This is a genomic window from Candidatus Kosakonia sp. 282A-S69, from assembly GCF_029433855.1.
GTDB classification, from domain to species: domain Bacteria; phylum Pseudomonadota; class Gammaproteobacteria; order Enterobacterales; family Enterobacteriaceae; genus Kosakonia; species Kosakonia cowanii_A.
Genome location: NZ_JAROAU010000004.1, coordinates 1,458 through 20,898 on the forward strand (window position 1 = coordinate 1,458; position 19,441 = coordinate 20,898).

At 56.3% G+C, this 19,441-nt stretch carries 19 protein-coding genes; 15 read left to right on the forward strand and 4 right to left on the reverse strand.

Features of this window, described 5'->3' with window-relative positions; translation table 11 throughout:
* Positions 1-345: 345 nt before the first annotated feature.
* The 12 genes from PU683_RS19730 (at position 346) to deoD (ending at position 11,296) form a co-directional block, all read left to right on the forward strand.
* Positions 346-759, forward strand: coding sequence for a DNA polymerase III subunit psi (locus tag PU683_RS19730; RefSeq protein WP_277174345.1), 414 nt, complete (start codon positions 346-348; stop codon positions 757-759).
* Positions 728-1,168, forward strand: a complete 441-nt coding sequence (rimI, locus tag PU683_RS19735; protein ID WP_277174346.1) for a ribosomal protein S18-alanine N-acetyltransferase — start codon at positions 728-730, stop codon at positions 1,166-1,168. The genes PU683_RS19730 and rimI overlap by 32 nt, the downstream gene beginning before the upstream one ends.
* 18 nt (positions 1,169-1,186) lie before the next feature.
* Positions 1,187-1,864 carry a pyrimidine 5'-nucleotidase gene (gene yjjG / locus PU683_RS19740; RefSeq protein WP_277174347.1) on the forward strand — a complete coding sequence of 226 codons (678 nt, stop codon included), beginning with the start codon at positions 1,187-1,189 and terminating at the stop codon, positions 1,862-1,864.
* Between the two features lie 91 nt (positions 1,865-1,955).
* A complete protein-coding gene (prfC, locus tag PU683_RS19745; protein ID WP_277174348.1) occupies positions 1,956-3,545 on the forward strand; it encodes a peptide chain release factor 3 in 1,590 nt (529 codons plus the stop codon).
* A 378-nt stretch (positions 3,546-3,923) separates the two neighbouring features.
* Entirely contained in the window at positions 3,924-4,541 is a 618-nt protein-coding gene (gene osmY / locus PU683_RS19750; RefSeq protein WP_023480446.1) for a molecular chaperone OsmY, read from the forward strand.
* A 126-nt stretch (positions 4,542-4,667) separates the two neighbouring features.
* On the forward strand, positions 4,668-4,829 hold the full coding sequence (locus PU683_RS19755; RefSeq protein ID WP_023480205.1) for a DUF1328 domain-containing protein: 162 nt from the start codon (positions 4,668-4,670) through the stop codon (positions 4,827-4,829).
* Positions 4,830-4,947: 118 nt separating this feature from the next.
* The gene (locus PU683_RS19760; protein WP_277174349.1) at positions 4,948-6,018 is read left to right on the forward strand and encodes a patatin-like phospholipase family protein; all 1,071 of its coding nucleotides are present in this window, start codon (positions 4,948-4,950) and stop codon (positions 6,016-6,018) included.
* Positions 6,015-6,806, forward strand: a complete 792-nt coding sequence (locus PU683_RS19765; RefSeq protein ID WP_277174350.1) for a TatD family hydrolase — start codon at positions 6,015-6,017, stop codon at positions 6,804-6,806. Before PU683_RS19760 ends, PU683_RS19765 begins: the two co-directional genes overlap by 4 nt.
* A gap of 249 nt (positions 6,807-7,055) precedes the next feature.
* On the forward strand, positions 7,056-7,835 hold the full coding sequence (deoC, locus tag PU683_RS19770) for a deoxyribose-phosphate aldolase (RefSeq protein ID WP_277174351.1): 780 nt from the start codon (positions 7,056-7,058) through the stop codon (positions 7,833-7,835).
* Between the two features lie 85 nt (positions 7,836-7,920).
* Positions 7,921-9,243 carry a thymidine phosphorylase gene (deoA, locus tag PU683_RS19775; protein WP_277174352.1) on the forward strand — a complete coding sequence of 441 codons (1,323 nt, stop codon included), beginning with the start codon at positions 7,921-7,923 and terminating at the stop codon, positions 9,241-9,243.
* A 51-nt stretch (positions 9,244-9,294) separates the two neighbouring features.
* Positions 9,295-10,518, forward strand: coding sequence for a phosphopentomutase (gene deoB, locus PU683_RS19780; RefSeq protein ID WP_277174353.1), 1,224 nt, complete (start codon positions 9,295-9,297; stop codon positions 10,516-10,518).
* A 58-nt stretch (positions 10,519-10,576) separates the two neighbouring features.
* Complete coding sequence (gene deoD, locus PU683_RS19785) at positions 10,577-11,296, forward strand: purine-nucleoside phosphorylase (protein WP_277174354.1); 720 nt, start codon at positions 10,577-10,579, stop codon at positions 11,294-11,296.
* Between the two features lie 157 nt (positions 11,297-11,453).
* Here the strand turns inward: deoD and lplA are convergent, their stop codons facing one another.
* Positions 11,454-12,470 (reverse strand): lipoate--protein ligase, encoded by a 1,017-nt coding sequence (lplA, locus tag PU683_RS19790; RefSeq protein ID WP_277174355.1) that lies wholly within the window; start codon positions 12,468-12,470, stop codon positions 11,454-11,456.
* 50 nt (positions 12,471-12,520) lie between these two features.
* Complete coding sequence (locus tag PU683_RS19795) at positions 12,521-13,165, reverse strand: YtjB family periplasmic protein (protein WP_277174356.1); 645 nt, start codon at positions 13,163-13,165, stop codon at positions 12,521-12,523.
* 118 nt (positions 13,166-13,283) lie between these two features.
* On the opposite strand from PU683_RS19795, the gene serB reads away from it, so the two are divergent.
* The 3 genes from serB to nadR are packed head-to-tail and all read left to right on the forward strand — an operon-like array spanning position 13,284 to position 16,902.
* Positions 13,284-14,255, forward strand: a complete 972-nt coding sequence (serB, locus tag PU683_RS19800; RefSeq protein WP_277174357.1) for a phosphoserine phosphatase — start codon at positions 13,284-13,286, stop codon at positions 14,253-14,255.
* 8 nt (positions 14,256-14,263) lie between these two features.
* Positions 14,264-15,646 (forward strand): DNA repair protein RadA, encoded by a 1,383-nt coding sequence (gene radA / locus PU683_RS19805; RefSeq protein WP_277174358.1) that lies wholly within the window; start codon positions 14,264-14,266, stop codon positions 15,644-15,646.
* A gap of 29 nt (positions 15,647-15,675) precedes the next feature.
* Positions 15,676-16,902, forward strand: a complete 1,227-nt coding sequence (nadR, locus tag PU683_RS19810; RefSeq protein ID WP_277174359.1) for a multifunctional transcriptional regulator/nicotinamide-nucleotide adenylyltransferase/ribosylnicotinamide kinase NadR — start codon at positions 15,676-15,678, stop codon at positions 16,900-16,902.
* Here the strand turns inward: nadR and PU683_RS19815 are convergent.
* Together PU683_RS19815 and ettA are read right to left on the reverse strand one after the other, a co-directional pair.
* Positions 16,852-17,436, reverse strand: a complete 585-nt coding sequence (locus PU683_RS19815) for a helix-turn-helix domain-containing protein (RefSeq protein WP_277174360.1) — start codon at positions 17,434-17,436, stop codon at positions 16,852-16,854. The genes nadR and PU683_RS19815 overlap by 51 nt on opposite strands.
* A 319-nt stretch (positions 17,437-17,755) precedes the next feature.
* Positions 17,756-19,423: an energy-dependent translational throttle protein EttA gene (gene ettA / locus PU683_RS19820; RefSeq protein ID WP_124969935.1), complete on the reverse strand. Its 1,668-nt coding sequence runs from the start codon at positions 19,421-19,423 to the stop codon at positions 17,756-17,758.
* Between the last annotated feature and the right edge of the window lie 18 nt (positions 19,424-19,441).

Genomic DNA, 19,441 nt, shown 5'->3' on the forward strand with positions numbered 1-19,441 from the left:
CTTACTCTTGTAAGCTCCTGGGGATATTCATCCTTGCCGCCTCGACGCAGCACGAATGATTTTGTGTAACACGTTATTCTTCGCGTTGCCTCATTGTTGGCTGCGTCTTCATACCCCAGTCACTTACTCTTGTAAGCTCCTGGGGATATTCATCCTTGCCGCCTCGACGCAGCACGAATGATTTTGTGTAACACGTTATCCTTCGCGCTGCTTCATTGTTGGCTGCGTCTTCATACCCCTTTCAGCGCTCTTCACCCTATGACAATGACTTTGCCACCTGTGTGTTGATGGCGCATTTTCGACGAGTTTGTTATATTTGCGCGCCTGATACAGGAGTGTTTCACGATGACTTCCCGACGCGACTGGCAATTACAGCAGCTGGGCATTACCCAGTGGACCCTGCGCCGCCCGACGGCGTTACAGGGCGAGATCGCCATTTCGCTGCCCGCGCATGTTCGTCTGGTGATGGTCTCGCCGACGCTGCCTGCATTAAACGATCCGCTTGTCACCGACGTGCTGCGCGCCCTGACCGTAACGGCAGATCAGGTACTGCAACTCACCCCGGATCGCGTCGCGATGCTGCCGCCCGAGAGCCATTGCAACAGCTGGCTGCTGGGCATTGATGCGCCGCTGCCGCTGTCGGGCGCGCAACTCTTGACGCCCGCAGTTGATGAGCTACGCGCAAACCCTGCGGCACGCGCCGCGTTATGGCAACAAATCTGCGAACATGAACACGATTTCTTCCCTCAGCACGACTGATCTGCCCCGCGCTTACGAAATAGAGACCCGGGCGCACGCCTTTCCCTGGAGCGAAAAAACGCTCGCCAGTAACCAGGGGGAGCGCTACCTCAACTATCGGCTGATGGTGGGCAATGAGATGGCAGCTTTCGCCATCACGCAGGTGGTGCTTGATGAAGCCACGCTGTTCAATATCGCCGTCGATCCCGCCTGGCAGCGCCAGGGGCTGGGCCGCCAGCTGCTTGAACATCTGATTCGCGAGCTGGAAAAGCGTGATGTGTTGACGCTGTGGCTGGAGGTTCGCGCCTCTAACCAGCCTGCCATCGCGCTGTATGAGAGTTTAGGTTTTAACGAAGCGACCATTCGGCGCAACTACTATCCCACGGCCCACGGGCGTGAGGATGCCATCATCATGGCGCTTCCTCTGTAATTGAATAAAGGTGATGTAATGAAATGGGACTGGATACTCTTTGACGCTGATGAAACGCTCTTCACCTTCGACGCGTTTGGCGGCTTACAACGGATGTTTCTTGACTATAGCGTGACATTCACCGATCAGGATTTCGCAGAATATCAGTCTGTTAACAAGCCTTTATGGGTGGATTACCAGAACGGCGCGATCACCGCCCTGCAGTTGCAGCATAAGCGTTTTCAGAGCTGGTCCGAGCGGCTGGATGTGCCACCGGGCATGCTTAATGAAGCGTTCCTCAACGCGATGGCAGAAATCTGCGCGCCGCTGCCGGGCGCGGTTTCACTGCTCGACAGCCTGAAGGGCAAAGTAAAAATCGGCATCATCACCAACGGTTTTACCGCGTTGCAGCAAATTCGCCTGGAACGTACCGGCCTGCGCGACTATTTTGATCTGTTAGTGATTTCTGAACAGGTTGGCGTTGCCAAACCGGATCCGCGGATCTTTGAGTACGCGCTGAAGCAGGCTGGTAACCCACACCGCGATCGCGTATTGATGGTTGGCGACACGGCGGAGTCGGATATTCTGGGCGGCATCAACGCCGGGCTTTCGACCTGCTGGCTTAATGCCCATAACCGCGCGCTGCCTGAAGGGATCAACCCGACCTGGACGGTGACGTCCCTGAACGAACTGGAGCAACTCCTGTGTAAACATTGATTGTCTGCACTCAACCGTTGAGTACAATAGCCGCATTTTTCGTCTTTAACGCGGGGCTCAGTGCCGCGCAATTACACAGAAGATCTCAATTATGACGTTGTCTCCTTATTATCAAGAGGTGGCTAAGCGCCGCACGTTCGCTATCATCTCGCACCCCGATGCCGGTAAAACCACCATCACCGAAAAGGTGCTGCTGTTCGGACAGGCGATCCAGACCGCCGGTACTGTAAAAGGCCGTGGCTCCAGCCAGCATGCAAAATCTGACTGGATGGAGATGGAGAAGCAGCGTGGTATCTCCATCACCACCTCGGTGATGCAGTTCCCTTACCGTGAGAACCTGGTCAACCTGCTCGACACCCCGGGGCATGAAGACTTCTCCGAAGATACCTACCGCACTTTAACCGCCGTCGACTGCTGTCTGATGGTGATCGATGCGGCGAAGGGCGTCGAAGACCGTACCCGCAAGCTGATGGAAGTCACCCGTCTGCGTGATACGCCGATCCTCACCTTTATGAACAAACTCGACCGTGACATCCGCGATCCGATGGAGCTGCTGGATGAGGTGGAGAGCGAACTGAAGATCGCCTGTGCGCCGATCACCTGGCCGATTGGCTGCGGTAAGCTGTTCAAAGGGGTTTACCACCTCTATAAAGATGAAACCTACCTTTATCAGACGGGTAAAGGCCACACCATCCAGGAAGTGCGCATCGTCAAAGGGTTGAACAACCCGGAGCTGGATGCCGCCGTGGGCGAGGATCTGGCCCAGCAGCTGCGCGATGAGCTGGAACTGGTGCAGGGCGCCTCCAACGAGTTCGATCAGGAGCAGTTCCTGAGCGGCGCGCTGACGCCGGTCTTCTTCGGCACCGCGCTCGGTAACTTTGGCGTTGATCATATGCTGGATGGCCTGGTGGAATGGGCACCGGCGCCGATGCCGCGCCAAACCGACGTGCGCGAAGTGAAAGCCGACGACGAGAAGTTCACCGGTTTTGTCTTTAAGATCCAGGCCAACATGGATCCGAAGCACCGCGACCGCGTTGCTTTTATGCGCGTGGTTTCCGGGCGCTACGAAAAAGGGATGAAGCTGCGCCAGGTGCGTACCGGTAAAGATGTGGTGATCTCCGATGCGCTGACCTTTATGGCGGGTGATCGCTCACATGTTGAAGAGGCCTACCCGGGCGACATCATCGGTCTGCACAACCATGGCACCATTCAGATTGGCGACACCTTCACGCAGGGTGAGATGATGAAGTTCACCGGCATCCCGAACTTTGCCCCTGAGCTCTTCCGCCGTATTCGCCTGCGCGATCCGCTGAAGCAGAAACAGCTGCTTAAAGGCCTGGTTCAGCTTTCAGAAGAGGGCGCGGTGCAGGTCTTCCGCCCGATTGCCAACAACGATCTGATTGTCGGCGCGGTCGGTGTGCTGCAGTTTGATGTGGTGGTGGCGCGTCTGAAGAGCGAGTACAACGTCGAAGCGGTCTATGAGTCCGTCAACGTGGCAACAGCGCGTTGGGTAGAGAGCAGCGACGTGAAGAAGTTCGAAGAGTTTAAGCGTAAGAATGAGATCCAGCTGGCGCTCGATGGCGGCGATAACCTGACCTATATCGCGCCGACTATGGTTAACCTCAACCTGACGCAAGAGCGTTACCCGGAAGTGACCTTCCACAAAACCCGCGAACACTAATCCCTCTACGGAGCGCGGCAGGCGCTGCGCTCCGGCCTCTTTTCCACCCTGGCGTTTCTTGCGGAAAGTTCTTAAAACCCTCGCTTTTTCTGCCTGTTGCTCGCTTTTTACGCACTCCAACAGGATCTTTGTCGATAGTGATCTATATTTAACAAAGTGATGACAAGGTGTGTGGCCGAAAGTACTGCTCAATGCGTGTTTAATGGTCTTTTATCCACTCAACCCATCACAAGATAACATTAACAACTGCATCAGCGCAGCGATTTGCCGGAATGTGATCGCAACCATTGACGTTGATACGGTGAGTTTCACCGCAGCAGTTGGCAGCTTCTTGCTGCATCAGCCCAAATGGTGGGCAAACATACAGGAATAACATCGATGACTATGACAAAGCTGACTCTTTCTAAAACCCTGCTGGCTATCACACTGGGCTCTGTTCTGACCACGGGCTCTGCCCTGGCGGCGGAAACCACCACGGATAAAGCGCAGAGCACCGCGTCCAGCGCAGGGGACAAAATTGATAGCTCTATGAATAAAGTCGGTGGATTCATGGACGACAGTACCATTACTGCAAAAGTTAAAGCAGCACTGGTCGATCATGAAAGCATTAAAAGCACCGATATCTCCGTGAAAACGGACAAAAAAGTGGTAACCCTGAGCGGTTTCGTCGAAAGCCAGAAACAGGCTGAAGAGGCGGTTTCCGTGGCGAAAGGTGTAGAAGGTGTGGCTTCTGTAAGCGACAAACTGCACGTTCGCGATGCGAAAGAGAGCACTGCAAAAGGTTACGCGGGTGATACCGCTACCACCAGCGAAATCAAAGCGAAGCTGCTGGCCGATGAGAACGTCCCGTCACGTATGGTGAAAGTGGAAACCACTGACGGCGTTGTTCAGTTATCCGGCACGGTAGAATCCAAGGCTCAAAGTGAGCGCGCTGAAAGCATCGCCAAAGCAGTCGACGGCGTGAAAAGCGTGAAGAACGACCTGAAAGTTAAATAAGAGTACGTGAAAATCCGTGCCTGGCGACGTCCGGGCGCGATAGATACTTAGCAGGAAACATCGCGGATGGGCATCCTGAGAGCCCATCATTTGCGGTCGACATTAACTATGGTTAAGGAGAGTTTTATGTTTCGTTGGGGCATTATTTTTCTGGTTATCGCGTTAATTGCCGCCGCACTGGGCTTTGGTGGTTTGGCAGGTACAGCAGCGGGTGCGGCGAAAATCGTCTTCATCGTTGGTATCGTTCTGTTCCTGGTCAGCCTGTTCATGGGTCGTCGGCGCCCGTAGCGTTTAACACGCTTAAACTTCGGTTACATTAAAGCCAGTCCTCGTGACTGGCTTTGCTGTTTCAGGGTCGTAAATATTGCGCTACTTTGTTGTGACGATTGCTTAAAAGGAAAACGAAGTGGGGCAACATATTCCCATCACGCTCGGCAATATTGCGCCGCTGGCACTTAAACCCTTCAGACCGGGACGCCTGGCGCTGGTCTGCGAAGGCGGTGGTCAGCGCGGTATCTTTACCGCGGGCGTGCTGGATGAGTTTATGCGCGCCGATTTTAACCCTTTCGATCTCTTCTTTGGCACCTCTGCCGGGGCGCAGAATCTGTCGGCATATGTCTGTAACCAGCCGGGTTACGCGCGTAAAGTGATTATGCGCTATACCACGCGACGGGAATTTTTCGACCCGCTGCGCTTTGTGCGCGGGGGCAACCTTATCGATCTTGACTGGCTGGTGAACGCGACTGCCACCGAGATGCCGCTGGCGATGGATCATGCCGTACGCGCTTTTGAGGGTGGTAAAGCCTTTTACATGTGCGCCTGCCGCCAGGATGATTATTCGGCAGAGTATTTTGTACCCAACCACCAGACGTGGCTCGATCTGATCCGCGCCTCAAGCGCCATTCCAGGGTTTTATCGCACCGGTGTCGCGCTGAGCGGCGTGAACTATCTGGACGGCGGCGTCAGCGACGCCATACCCGTGCAGGAAGCGGCGCGGCGCGGGGCCGACACTATCGTGGTGATCCGCACCGTACCGTCGCAGATGTACTACACGCCGCAGTGGTTTAAGCGTATGGAGCGCTGGCTGGGTGAAAGCAGCCTGCAGTCGCTGGTCAACCTGGTGCAGCATCATGAGAAGAGCTACCTTGCCACGCAGCAGTTTATTGAATCCCCGCCCGGTAAGCTGCGCATCATCGAAATCTATCCGCCGAAGCTGTTAAAAAGCATGGCGCTCGGCAGCCGTTTACCGGCGCTGCGGGAAGATTATAAAATTGGCCGCCTGTGCGGGCGCTACTTCCTGGCGACGGTGGGCAAACTGCTGGCAGAGTCCCCACCGCTGCTGCGCTATACGCCGGTTGTCGCGCCGACAACGCGCGTGGTGCCCCCTGCCGGGGTGGCAAACGACGCGCTTGACCTGCCGCTGGTGACCGTGCCGGAGGCCAATGATATTTCGCTTAATAACGAGGACAGCGCGTGAGCTTCCGCTTTATCGATACCCACTGTCATTTCGATTTCGCACCCTTTAAAGGGGATGAAGTGGCCAGTATCGCCCGCGCGGCAGAGGCGGGCGTAGAGCGCATCATCGTGCCTGCTATCGCCGCCCGCTATTTTGACCGCGTCTGCAACCTTGCGCAGCAGCATCACGCCCTCTATGCCGCGCTGGGTCTGCACCCGATAGTGGTGGAGGAGCATACCCAGCAGAGCCTCGACCAGCTGGATATGCTGCTCGCCTCCCGGCCTGAGAAGGTGATCGCCATTGGCGAAATCGGCCTCGATCTCTATCGTGATAATCCGCAGTTTGAACGCCAGCAGGCGCTGCTTGATGCGCAGCTAAAAATGGCGAAGCGCTATGATTTGCCGGTTCTTCTTCACTCTCGTCGCACCCATGACAAGCTGGCGATGCAGCTGAAAAAACATAACCTGCCGCGAACCGGCGTGGTGCACGGTTTTGCCGGCAGCCTACAACAGGCGCAGCGCTTTATCGATCTTGGCTACTCTATCGGCGTTGGCGGCACCATCACCTATCCGCGCGCCAGCAAAACCCGCGGTGTGATGGCGCAGTTGCCACTCTCCTCGCTGCTGCTTGAAACTGACGCGCCCGATATGCCGCTCAACGGTTTTCAGGGGCAACCCAACCGCCCTGAGCGGGCGGCAACGGTTTTTGCAACCCTCTGTGAGCTCCGCCCGGAAGCGCCGGATGTGATTGCTCACGCGCTGTTTCACAATACGCAACGGCTCTTCGCACTCCCTGATTCGCGGCTGTAGCGCTTTTTCGTCGGCAGGCAGACTCTCCTGTGTTAAAATTCTCACATTCAAATGGCGTGGGCTTGCCGTGTTATTTTCCCGCGTCGCTGCCTTACTGTGGCGAAATAATTTGATCAATGTCGCGTTGCTGTTATGCAAGTATGAGCAAACTTTTTGCTAACTGTGATGCGTGTCGAAGAGTAATCGTGGGTGAATGTTAGAATACTCACAAAACCGAACTGAAACCGGCACTCTGCCGTCGGAGAGAATATGACTGATTTAACTGCCAGCAGCCTGCGCGCGCTGAAACTGATGGACCTGACCACCCTGAATGATGATGACACCAATGAAAAAGTCATTGCGCTGTGTCATCAGGCGAAAACCCCGGTTGGCAACACCGCCGCAATCTGTATCTATCCGCGTTTTATCCCGATTGCGCGTAAGACCCTGAACGAGCAGGGTACGCCGGAGATCCGCATCGCCACCGTTACTAACTTCCCGCACGGTAATGATGATATCGGGATTGCGCTGGCGGAAACCCGCGCGGCCATCGCCTACGGCGCGGACGAAGTTGACGTCGTTTTCCCTTACCGCGCGCTGATCGCCGGCAACGAGCAGGTCGGTTTCGATCTGGTGAAAGCGTGTAAAGAGGTCTGTGCGGCGGCAAATGTCTTGCTGAAAGTGATTATTGAAACCGGTGAGCTGAAAGAGGAAGCATTGATCCGCAAAGCCTCTGAAATCGCCATCAACGCCGGGGCTGACTTTATTAAAACCTCTACCGGTAAAGTGCCGGTCAACGCCACGCCTGAGAGCGCGCGCATCATGCTGGAAGTGATCCGCGATATGGGCGTTGAAAAAAGCGTTGGTTTTAAACCCGCAGGCGGCGTGCGTACGGCGGAAGATGCGCAGCAGTACCTGGCGATTGCCGATGAGCTCTTTGGTGCCGACTGGGGCGATGCGCGTCACTACCGCTTTGGCGCGTCCAGCTTGCTGGCGAGCCTGTTGAAAGCGCTGGGTCACGGCGACGGTAAAAGCGCGAGCGCTTACTGATGATCGTCTGATGGCGCTGCGCCATCATTAGCCATATTGCCGGGCTGAACCCTTGCCCGGCCCTCTCTATCCTCAGGGGGTTACCTTGTTTCTCGCTCAAGAAATTATTCGTAAAAAACGCGATGGCATCGCGCTGAGTGATGAAGAGATCCGCTTCTTTATCAACGGAATTCGCGATAACACCGTTTCTGAAGGGCAAATCGCCGCGCTGGCGATGACCATTTTCTTCCATGATATGAGCATGCCGGAGCGTGTCTCGCTGACCATGGCGATGCGCGATTCCGGTACCGTACTCGACTGGAAAAGCCTCGATCTTAATGGCCCGGTAGTGGATAAGCACTCCACCGGCGGCGTTGGCGATGTGACATCGTTGATGCTCGGCCCGATGGTAGCGGCCTGCGGTGGCTATATTCCGATGATTTCCGGGCGCGGCCTCGGCCATACGGGCGGCACGCTCGATAAGCTGGAAGCGATTCCGGGCTTTGATATTTTCCCCTCCGACCAGCGTTTTCGCGACATTATCAAAGAGGTTGGCGTGGCGATTATCGGTCAGACCAACTCGCTGGCACCGGCAGATAAACGCTTCTACGCCACACGCGATATAACCGCGACCGTTGACTCCATCCCGCTCATCACCGCGTCGATCCTGGCCAAAAAACTGGCGGAAGGGCTCGATGCATTGGTGATGGATGTGAAGGTTGGCAGCGGAGCGTTTATGCCGACTTATGAGCGCTCAGAACAGCTGGCGGAAGCGATTGTGGGCGTTGCCAACGGCGCAGGCGTGCGCACGACCGCGCTGCTGACCGATATGAATCAGGTGCTGGCATCGAGCGCCGGTAACGCGGTGGAAGTGCGCGAAGCGGTGCAGTTCCTGACGGGTGAATACCGCAATCCGCGCCTGTTTGAAGTGACGATGGCGCTCAGCGCCGAAATGCTCATCTCCGGCAAACTGGCGAAAGATGACGCTGACGCGCGCGCGAAGCTGCAAGCGGTGCTGGATAACGGTAAAGCCGCCGAGATTTTCGGGCGCATGGTGGCGGCGCAGAAAGGCCCGCATGATTTTGTTGAGAACTACGATCGCTATTTACCGACGGCGACCCTGAGCAAAGCGGTTTACGCCGACGATGAAGGGTTTGTCAGCGCGATGGATACCCGTGAGCTGGGTATGGCGGTGGTCTCTTTAGGCGGCGGTCGTCGTCAGGCGTCCGATAGCATTGATTACAGCGTTGGTTTAACCGACATGGTGCGCCTCGGTGAGCAGGTTGACGGCCAACGTCCGCTCGCCATTATTCACGCCAAAGATGAAGCCAGCTGGCAGAGCGCTGCGCAGGTGGTGAAAGCGGCGATAAGTGTGAGCGACCGCGCACCAAAAGAGACCCCGACGGTCTATCGCCGCATAACTGAATAGCGGTATACTGATCTGATCGCTTTTTTTCAAAGCACAAGGTACGGAGAACATATGAAACGTGCATTTATCATGGTGCTGGACTCTTTCGGCATCGGCGCGACAGAAGACGCGGATCGCTTCGGCGACGCGGGTTCCGACACTCTCGGCCACATCGCTGAAGCCTGTGCGAAAGGTGAAGCAGATACCGGGCGCAAAGGTCCGCTTAATCTACCGAATCTCACTCGCCTCGGGCTTGCGAAGGCCCACGAAGGCGCAACCGGCACGATCCCTGCCGGTATGGATGGCAACGCCGGGATCATTGGCGCGTATGCCTGGGCGCATGAACTCTCTTCCGGGAAAGATACGCCGTCGGGCCACTGGGAAATCGCCGGTGTACCCGTGCTGTTCGACTGGGGCTACTTCAGCGATACCGAAAACAGCTTCCCGCAGGCGCTGCTGGATAAGCTGGTCGAGCGCGCTAATCTGCCGGGTTATCTCGGCAACTGCCACTCCTCCGGGACGGTCATTCTTGACCAGCTCGGCGAAGAGCATATGAAAACCGGGAAGCCGATTTTCTACACCTCCGCCGACTCGGTGTTCCAGATTGCCTGCCACGAAGAGACCTTCGGTCTCGATAAGCTCTATGAACTGTGCGAAATTGCCCGCGAAGAGCTGACCGAAGGCGGTTATAACATTGGCCGCGTTATCGCGCGTCCGTTTGTCGGCGACAAAGCGGGTAACTTCCAGCGTACCGGCAACCGTCACGATCTGGCCGTGGAGCCGCCGTCCGCGACGGTGCTGCAAAAACTGGTCGATGAGAAGGGTGGGCAGGTGGTATCCGTGGGTAAAATCGCCGATATCTATGCCAACTGCGGTATCACCAAAAAAGTGAAAGCTACCGGCCTCGACGCGCTGTTTGATGCCACTATCACCGAGATGAAAGAGGCGGGTGACAAGACCATTGTCTTTACCAACTTCGTCGATTTTGACTCATCCTGGGGTCATCGCCGCGATGTCGCCGGTTATGCGGGCGGGCTGGAGCTGTTTGACCGCCGTCTGCCGGAGCTGATGGAGCTGGTGGGCGAAGATGATATCCTGATCCTCACCGCCGACCACGGCTGCGATCCGACCTGGAAAGGCACCGATCATACCCGCGAACACATTCCGGTACTGATCTACGGCCCGAAAGTAAAAGCAGGCTCGCTGGGACACCGCGAGACCTTCGCTGATATTGGTCAGACGATCGCCCGCTACTTCGGCGTCTCTGATATGGAGTATGGCAAAGCCATGTTCTGATGTTTTTGGGCGGGGTCTTTCCCGCCCTCCATTTTCTAACAAGTCAAAGGAAGTAACGATGGCAACCCCACATATCAATGCAGAAATGGGCGATTTCGCGGACGTCGTACTGATGCCGGGCGACCCGCTGCGCGCAAAGCACATCGCCGAAACGTTTCTCGAAGATTATCGTGAAGTGAACAACGTACGCGGCATGCTGGGCTACACCGGCACCTACAAAGGCCGCAAAATCTCTGTAATGGGTCACGGTATGGGTATCCCATCCTGCTCCATCTACACCAAAGAGCTGATCACCGATTTTGGCGTCAAAAAGATCATCCGCGTCGGCTCCTGCGGCGCCGTGCGTATGGATGTGAAACTGCGTGACATCGTGATCGGTATGGGTGCCTGCACCGACTCCAAAGTGAACCGCATGCGTTTCAAGGATCATGACTTTGCAGCGATTGCGGATTTCGACATGGTGCGTAACGCGGTTGATGCGGCGAAGGATCTTGGCGTCGATGCGCGCGTGGGTAACCTCTTCTCTGCCGATCTCTTCTACTCCCCGGACGGCGAGATGTTCGATGTGATGGAGAAGTACGGTATCCTCGGCGTTGAGATGGAAGCCGCCGGTATCTACGGCGTTGCGGCAGAGTTCGGTGCGAAAGCGCTGACCATCTGCACCGTTTCCGACCATATCCGCACCCACGAGCAGACCACCTCCGATGAGCGTCAAACCACGTTCAACGACATGATCAAAATCGCGCTGGAATCTGTCCTGCTGGGCGACAACGCGTAATTCTGCCTGCCGGGCGGCGGTAAGCTCGCCCGGATTTTAACCCGCACTATCTAGTCATCTTTTCCTGCATATCTGAATCTTTCTCTTTTGAAATCAAAAGATAGTGATTGAGAATCTATTCAGACCTGATACGCGCAGCGCCAGCAGGCGTACTGCTTTATCGCACAGCTTGTACGATCCAGGCCGACAGTTCGCGCAGCTCCTGTTGCTGCTGCGGGAAATCCACCCGTAGCGCATCGCACGCCTGCGCCAGCGTATCGGCGCGATAGAGGCAGCCCTGCAAACGCGCCGCCAGCGCTTCCAGCGGTGCCGGGTTCAGGCTGTCGGTAAAGATCTGCGCGCGAGTGATGTGCCCCTTTTCGACATCAAAGTGCAGCTCCACGCCGCCCCAGGTAAAACGTTCATCCAGTAAATGGCTGAACGCAGGAGCCTGACCGAAGTTCCACGCCCAGCTGCTCTGACGGGCAAAGGTCTCGGCAAAGTTCGGCAGGTCCGGGGTGTTATCCGGCGAGATAACCTCGGCCTCGACATATTCGTCATAGTGCTTAAAGAAGGCTTCGGTAACGGCGGCGCAAATCTGCGCATGGGTGATGCCCGGCAGCAGATCGACCAGATTCGCCACCCGGCCGCGCACCGAGGTGATGCCTTTGGCCTGCAACTTCTTCTTATCCGGATTGAGATAGTTCGCCAGCCGGCTGAGATCGGCGTTAAGCAGCAGCGTTCCGTGATGAAAGCCGCGATCCGGCGTTTCGCGATAGGCCGAGCCGGAGATTTTTCGATCCCCCTCGGCGGTCTTCACCACCAGGTCGTTGCGCCCGGAAGCTTCCGCGTTAATGCCCAGCGTTTGTAACGCATTAAGCACAATGGCGGTGGAGACGGTTTTGTCATACTCCGGTTTGCCGGCCATAAAAGTAAAACAGGTGTTGCCGAGATCGTGGAACACCGCGCCACCGCCACTGCTGCGCCTTGCCAGCCGCACGTTATCCTCTTCCATGCGGCGAGTGTTGCACTCCTTCCACGGATTCTGCGCCCGGCCAATCACCACCGTATCGGCGTTGCGCCAGAGAAACAGCACCCGCTGTGTGGCGGGCATCTGGCGGAAAATCGACTCCTCAACCGCCAGGTTAAACCAGGGATCGTAAGAGTCGGAGATAAGAAGACGAAGCGTCGACATAGGCGATATCCTTTCTAAAAAATCAGGGAGCGTACGGGAAGCCGCTGCGGCTACTCTCTCTTTTCCTGCTCATCCTCTTCCGGTACCGCTTTGTTCGCCGTCAGCAGGAAGGGGGATTGCTGCCAGCGGGTGCGTTTGCCCTGCAACAGCGTGCGCGTCAGTACCACACCGATCGCCAGTGAGAGCAGCAGCATCAGACGCAGAATATTGGTGGTGTTATCCACCTGTTTGGCTTCCGTCGCCAGCGTGTGGGTATCCAGCGTTAGGCGCAGGTAACCCAGCGGGCCGCTTTTGCCCTGGATCGGCTCAACGATCTGCTGATTAAAGTAGGCACCCGCTTTTTTACCATCCAGCGCCAGCCGGTCGCGCACCTCAATACTCTCACCGGCGCGCGCTACCAGGTCGCCCTGGGCATCATAGACGCCGGCATCCAGAATGCGGCTCTCTTCCGTCAGCGGGTTTAAGATGGCAGATATGCGTTTTTCATCAGGCGTTTCGGTGCGCATCAGCGGGGTAAGATTGATCGTAACCTGGCGCGCCAGGGTTCTCGCCAGCTCTTCAAACTGCGGATTTCGCTGGCGTTGATGCTTCTGACTGAACCAGGAAGCCCCCTGCATCAGCGCCACCAACAGCGCCAGACAGATAAGGACAATCACGGCGCGATGCAGCCGGAATTTAAGTTTTGCGCGACTCATGTGCCACCTGTTGTAAATTTGATGCTTAATGTTGCCAGAAGCGTTGATTACAAGGTAGCCTCTTGCGTTATTTTCCCCTCCGGTGCTTTCTGGCGCGAACGTTTTTACAGGAGCTTTAATGCCTAACAGTCTGACCTGGTGCGATCTGCCCGATGATGTTTCTCAGTGGCCGGGATTGCCGCTCTCTCTCAGTGGTGATGAGGTGATGCCTCTGGATTATCACGCTGGTCGCAGCGGCTGGCTGCTCTATAGCCGGAGCCTTGATAAGCAGCGTCTGACAACCTATCAGCGCAAGCTGGGTGCCGCGATGGTGATTGTTTCAGCCTGGAGCGTGGATGAGTATCAGGTGATTCGTCTGGCAGGCTCGCTGACGCCGCGCGCAACGCGCCTGGCGCACGATGAGGGCATGGATGTCGCGCCGCTCGGTAAAATCCCGCATCTGCGCTCGCCGGGGCTGCTGGTGATGGATATGGACTCCACAGCGATCCAGATTGAGTGCATTGATGAGATCGCCAAACTGGCCGGTACCGGCGAACAGGTCGCCGAAGTGACCGAGCGCGCGATGCGCGGCGAACTCGATTTTACCGCCAGCCTGCGCAGCCGCGTGGCAACGTTAAAGGGCGCGGATGCTGCTATCCTGCATCAGGTGCGCGAAAATCTGCCGCTGATGCCGGGCCTGGTACAGCTGGTGTTAAAACTGGAAACCCTCGGCTGGAAAGTGGCGATTGCCTCCGGCGGCTTCACCTTCTTTGCCGATTACCTGCGCGACAAACTGCATTTGACGGCGGCGGTCGCCAATCAGCTGGAGATCGTCGACGGTAAATTTACCGGCCAGGTGCTGGGGGATATCGTCGACGCGCAGTACAAAGCAAAAACGCTGAAGCTGCTGGCTGAAGAGTATGAGATCGCCGCGGATCAGACCGTGGCGATTGGCGATGGCGCCAACGATCTGCCAATGATCAAATCCGCCGGGCTGGGCATCGCATTTCACGCCAAACCGACTGTGAATGAGAAGGCGGAAGTGATCATTCGTCACGCCGACCTGATGGGCGTATTTTGTATCCTTTCCGGCAGTATTAATAAGAAGTAGAGGTGAATGTGGCGAAAGCTCCAAAACGTGCGTTTGTCTGTAATGAGTGCGGCGCTGATTATCCGCGCTGGCAGGGGCAATGTAGCGCCTGTCACGCCTGGAACACCATTACCGAAGTGCGCGTGGCCGCTTCGCCAACCGTTGCGCGCAACGAGCGCCTCTCCGGCTACGCGGGGAGCGCGGGCGTGTCGAAGTTGCAAAAGCTCTCCGATATCAGCCTGGAGGCGCTGCCGCGCTTCTCCACCGGTTTTAAAGAGTTTGACCGCGTACTCGGCGGCGGTGTGGTGCCCGGCAGCGCCATTCTGATCGGCGGTAACCCAGGTGCCGGGAAATCGACGCTGCTGTTACAGACGCTCTGCAAGCTCGCCGAGCAGATGAAAACCCTCTATGTCACCGGCGAAGAGTCATTGCAGCAGGTGGCAATGCGCGCGCACCGTTTAGGGCTGCCGACCGCTAACCTGAATATGCTCTCGGAAACCAGCATTGAGCAGATCTGCATGATTGCTGAAGAGGAGAAGCCGCGCCTGATGGTGATCGACTCCATTCAGGTGATGCACATGGCAGATATTCAGTCCTCGCCGGGCAGCGTCGCGCAGGTGCGCGAAACCGCCGCGTACCTTACCCGCTTTGCCAAAACCCGCGACGTGGCGATTGTGATGGTCGGCCACGTGACGAAAGATGGATCGCTGGCGGGGCCGAAAGTGCTTGAACACTGTATCGACTGTTCAGTTCTGCTCGACGGCGATGCTGACTCCCGCTTCCGCACGCTGCGCAGCCATAAAAACCGCTTTGGCGCGGTCAACGAACTGGGCGTTTTCGCCATGACCGAGCAGGGGCTGCGCGAAGTGAGCAACCCGTCGGCCATCTTCCTCAGCCGCGGGGATGAAGTGACCTCCGGCAGTTCGGTGATGGTGGTCTGGGAAGGGACACGCCCGCTGCTGGTGGAGATCCAGGCGCTGGTCGATCACTCGATGATGTCGAACCCGCGCCGCGTGGCGGTAGGGCTGGAGCAGAACCGGCTGGCAATTTTACTCGCGGTGCTGCACCGCCACGGTGGTTTGCAGATGGCAGACCAGGATGTGTTTGTGAATGTGGTCGGTGGGGTGAAAGTGACGGAAACCAGCGCCGACTTAGCGCTGCTGCTGGCGATGGTCTCCAGCCTGCGCGATCGCCCGCTACCGCAGGATTTGGTGGTCTTCGGCGAAGTTGGGCTGGCCGGTGAGATCCGTCCGGTGCCGAGCGGCCAGGAGCGTATCTCGGAAGCCGCGAAACACGGTTTTCGCCGGGCAATTGTTCCGGCGGCAAACGTGCCGAAAAAAGTGCCGGAAGGTATGCAGATCTTTGGCGTGAAAAAGCTCGCCGATGCGCTAAGCGTCTTTGACGACTTATAATTGGCTTATCACTTTTGCAGGAGGCAACGATGTCGTCATTCGACTACTTAAAAACCGCCATTCGCCAGAAGGGCTGCACGCTGCAGCAGGTCGCGGATGCCAGCGGCATGACCAAAGGCTACTTAAGCCAGCTGCTGAATGCCAAAATTAAAAGCCCCAGCGCGCAAAAGCTGGAGGCGCTGCACCGTTTCCTCGGGCTGGATTTTCCGCGTCGCGAGAAAAATATCGGCGTGGTGTTCGGCAAGTTTTACCCGCTGCACACCGGGCATATCTATCTGATCCAGCGCGCCTGCAGCCAGGTTGACGAGCTGCATATCATCCTCGGCTATGACGAAACCCGCGACCGCGCGCTGTTTGAAGAGAGTGCGATGTCGCAGCAGCCGACGGTGAGCGATCGTCTGCGCTGGCTGCTGCAAACCTTTAAGTATCAGAAAAATATCCGCATTCATGCGTTCAACGAAGAGGGGATGGAGCCTTATCCTCACGGTTGGGATGTCTGGAGTAAAGGCATCAAAGCTTTTATGGCGGAAAAGGGCATTACGCCGAACTGGATCTACACCTCTGAAGCAGCGGATGCCCCGCAATATTTGCAGCATCTCGGCACGGAAGCGGTGCTGGTCGATCCCGAGCGCACCTTTATGAACATCAGCGGCTCACAAATTCGTGAGAACCCGTTCCGCTACTGGGAGTACATTCCGACGGAAGTGAAGCCCTTCTTTGTGCGCACGGTGGCGATCCTCGGCGGTGAGTCGAGCGGGAAATCGACGCTGGTGAACAAGCTTGCCAATATCTTCAATACCACCAGCGCCTGGGAGTATGGCCGCGATTATGTCTTCTCCCACCTCGGTGGGGATGAGATCGCGCTGCAATATTCCGACTACGACAAAATCGCTCTTGGTCATGCGCAATACATCGATTTCGCGGTGAAGTACGCCAATAAAGTCGCCTTTATCGATACCGACTTTGTTACCACCCAGGCCTTCTGTAAAAAGTATGAGGGGCGCGAGCACCCCTTTGTGCAGGCGCTTATCGATGAGTATCGCTTTGATCTGGTGATCCTGCTGGAAAATAACACGCCGTGGATCAACGACGGCCTGCGTAGCCTCGGCAGCTCTGTCGATCGCCGTGAGTTTCAGAACCTGCTGGTCTCAATGCTGGAGGCGAATAATATCGACTATGTTCGCGTTGAAGAGGCCGATTACGACTCACGCTTCCTGCAGTGCGTTGACCTGGTAAAACAGCTGATGGGCGCGTAGGGCATTTTCTCTGGCCGGTCTGGCGCATGCGCTCTCTGGCCAGAAACAGCGCAAATGAGAAAGCGTTTTCCAGCGCCTGTGCACCTGCGCCAGCGCGGCAACCGAGCGCAGGTTCACTTTGCGCAGCAGGTTATATTTGTGGGTGCTCAGGGTTTTGCTGCCCAGCTCGCCATAATCAAAAATCCCGTTTTGATATTCACTGTTCATCACATAAGTCAGCAGCGCCCGCTCTTTGCGCGTGAGGGGCAGTGACGGCGGCGTATATTTACGCTGGCGCCAGGGGCGATATTTCAACTGAAGCGGTAATGCATTTATTGCGATGCGCTTTTCAATTTTAAAAAAGGGCTGTAATAAAAAATGCTCGAAGGATTGATCGCCAGACATAATCGTTTTTAACGTCGGCAGCGTGGTAATAATCAGAAAGTGATTATCAAAATCGACTATCGCATCCTCTTCGGCAAGATTAAGTAGCCCCTGATCAACCAGCGCCCGTAGCCCACACGCGAGGAAGCTATCGTCCGTAATGATGTGCATGAGAGGGCTTCCTTTACTGCTTGTTGCGAGGAAGCAAAATGGTAGCGATTGGGTGTAGCGTTATTCAAGATGCGGCTTTTTTAGCGAAAGCTAAAACAGATATTCTGCCGATATTTATTGCACAGTTATTTCTGCTGCGCCTTAGCTCTGCCTGATGCCATTTATTTTTATTTTATTTCTATGGCGAATATAACGAGATGGCTTATTCGGCCTGAATAACAGAGAAACAAAAATACTTTTTTAGCACGGGAAAGAAGAGGAATTTGCTGAGTGTTTGCGGGAAAAGAGAGCGAATGGGTTTCCCCATTCGCTCTGTCTGTTACTTGGTAATACGTTTGTACTTGATACGCTTCGGCTCCAGCGCTTCGGCACCCAGCGTGCGTTTCTTGTACTCTTCGTATTCGGTGAAGTTCCCTTCGAAGAACTCCACTTTACCCTCATCCTGGTAATCCAGAATGTGGGTGGCGATACGGTCAAGGAACCAACGGTCATGGGAGATAACCATCGCGCAGCCCGGGAACTCCAGCAGGGCGTTTTCCAGCGCGCGCAGGGTTTCGATATCCAGGTCGTTGGTCGGTTCATCGAGCAGCAGCATGTTGCCGCCAACCTGCAGCAGCTTCGCCAGGTGCAGACGACCGCGCTCACCGCCGGAGAGTTCGCCAACGCGTTTGCCCTGGTCGGTGCCTTTAAAGTTAAAGCGGCCAACGTAGGCGCGGCTTGGCATCTCGGTGTTGCCGATACGCATGATATCCAGCCCGCCGGAGACCTCCTCCCAGACGGTCTTGTTGTTATCCATCGCGTCACGGAACTGGTCAACAGAGGCCAGTTTCACCGTTTCACCGAGCGTGATCGTACCGGCATCAGGCTGCTCCTGACCGGACATCATGCGGAACAGCGTCGATTTACCGGCGCCGTTCGGGCCGATAATGCCGACGATGGCTCCTTTCGGTACGGAGAAGGAGAGGTTATCGATCAGCTGGCGGTCGCCATAGGCTTTGCACAGGTTGCTGACCTCGACCACTTTATCGCCCAGACGCGCGCCTGGCGGAATAAAGAGTTCGTTGGTTTCGTTACGTTTCTGGTACTCGGTGCTGTTAAGTTCTTCGAAGCGTGCCAGACGGGCTTTGCCCTTCGATTGACGGCCTTTCGCGCCCTGACGAACCCACTCCAGCTCTTTCTCAATGGATTTGCGACGAGCCGCTTCCTGAGAGGCTTCCTGCGCCAGACGCTGATCTTTCTGCTCCAGCCAGGAGGAGTAGTTGCCTTCCCACGGAATGCCTTCGCCACGGTCAAGCTCAAGGATCCAGCCCGCAACGTTATCAAGGAAGTAACGGTCGTGGGTAATTGCCACTACAGTGCCTTCGAAGTCGTGCAGGAAGCGTTCCAGCCAGGCGACAGATTCGGCATCCAGGTGGTTGGTCGGTTCGTCGAGCAGCAGCATGTCCGGCTTTTCCAGCAGCAGACGGCACAGCGCGACGCGGCGGCGTTCACCCCCGGAGAGATTGGCGATTTTCGCATCCCAGTCCGGCAGACGCAGCGCATCGGCCGCGCGCTCAAGCTGTACGTTCAGGTTGTGACCGTCGTGGGCCTGGATGATCTCTTCCAGCTTGCCCTGCTCAGCGGCGAGTTTGTCGAAATCCGCCTCTGGCTCAGCGTAGAGTGCGTAAACTTCATCCAGACGTTTCAGCGCGTTAACCACTTCAGAAAGGGCTTCTTCAACCGATTCACGAACCGTCTGCTCAGGATTGAGCTGCGGCTCCTGCGGCAGGTAACCGATTTTTATACCCGGTTGCGCGCGCGCTTCCCCTTCGATGTCGGTATCAATACCGGCCATGATGCGCAGCAGCGTCGATTTACCGGCACCGTTAAGGCCGAGCACGCCGATCTTTGCGCCAGGGAAGAAACTGAGGGAGATATTTTTCAGAATATGACGTTTCGGCGGAACAACCTTGCCGACACGGTGCATGGTATATACGAATTGAGCCACGGTGGACTTCGCCTCTTT

Excerpts from the sequence above, each read along its gene's own strand:
- prfC (WP_277174348.1), top strand. The coding sequence starts at position 1,956 with ATGACGTTGTCTCCTTATTATCAAGAGGTGGCTAAGCGCCGCACGTTC.
- deoB (WP_277174353.1), top strand. The coding sequence starts at position 9,295 with ATGAAACGTGCATTTATCATGGTGCTGGACTCTTTCGGCATCGGCGCG.
- yjjG (WP_277174347.1), top strand. The coding sequence starts at position 1,187 with ATGAAATGGGACTGGATACTCTTTGACGCTGATGAAACGCTCTTCACC.
- deoD (WP_277174354.1), top strand. The coding sequence starts at position 10,577 with ATGGCAACCCCACATATCAATGCAGAAATGGGCGATTTCGCGGACGTC.
- osmY (WP_023480446.1), top strand. The coding sequence starts at position 3,924 with ATGACTATGACAAAGCTGACTCTTTCTAAAACCCTGCTGGCTATCACA.
- deoC (WP_277174351.1), top strand. The coding sequence starts at position 7,056 with ATGACTGATTTAACTGCCAGCAGCCTGCGCGCGCTGAAACTGATGGAC.
- nadR (WP_277174359.1), top strand. The coding sequence starts at position 15,676 with ATGTCGTCATTCGACTACTTAAAAACCGCCATTCGCCAGAAGGGCTGC.
- serB (WP_277174357.1), top strand. The coding sequence starts at position 13,284 with ATGCCTAACAGTCTGACCTGGTGCGATCTGCCCGATGATGTTTCTCAG.
- PU683_RS19815 (WP_277174360.1), bottom strand. The coding sequence starts at position 17,436 with ATGCACATCATTACGGACGATAGCTTCCTCGCGTGTGGGCTACGGGCG.
- rimI (WP_277174346.1), top strand. The coding sequence starts at position 728 with ATGAACACGATTTCTTCCCTCAGCACGACTGATCTGCCCCGCGCTTAC.
- lplA (WP_277174355.1), bottom strand. The coding sequence starts at position 12,470 with ATGTCGACGCTTCGTCTTCTTATCTCCGACTCTTACGATCCCTGGTTT.
- PU683_RS19755 (WP_023480205.1), top strand. The coding sequence starts at position 4,668 with ATGTTTCGTTGGGGCATTATTTTTCTGGTTATCGCGTTAATTGCCGCC.
- PU683_RS19795 (WP_277174356.1), bottom strand. The coding sequence starts at position 13,165 with ATGAGTCGCGCAAAACTTAAATTCCGGCTGCATCGCGCCGTGATTGTC.
- PU683_RS19730 (WP_277174345.1), top strand. The coding sequence starts at position 346 with ATGACTTCCCGACGCGACTGGCAATTACAGCAGCTGGGCATTACCCAG.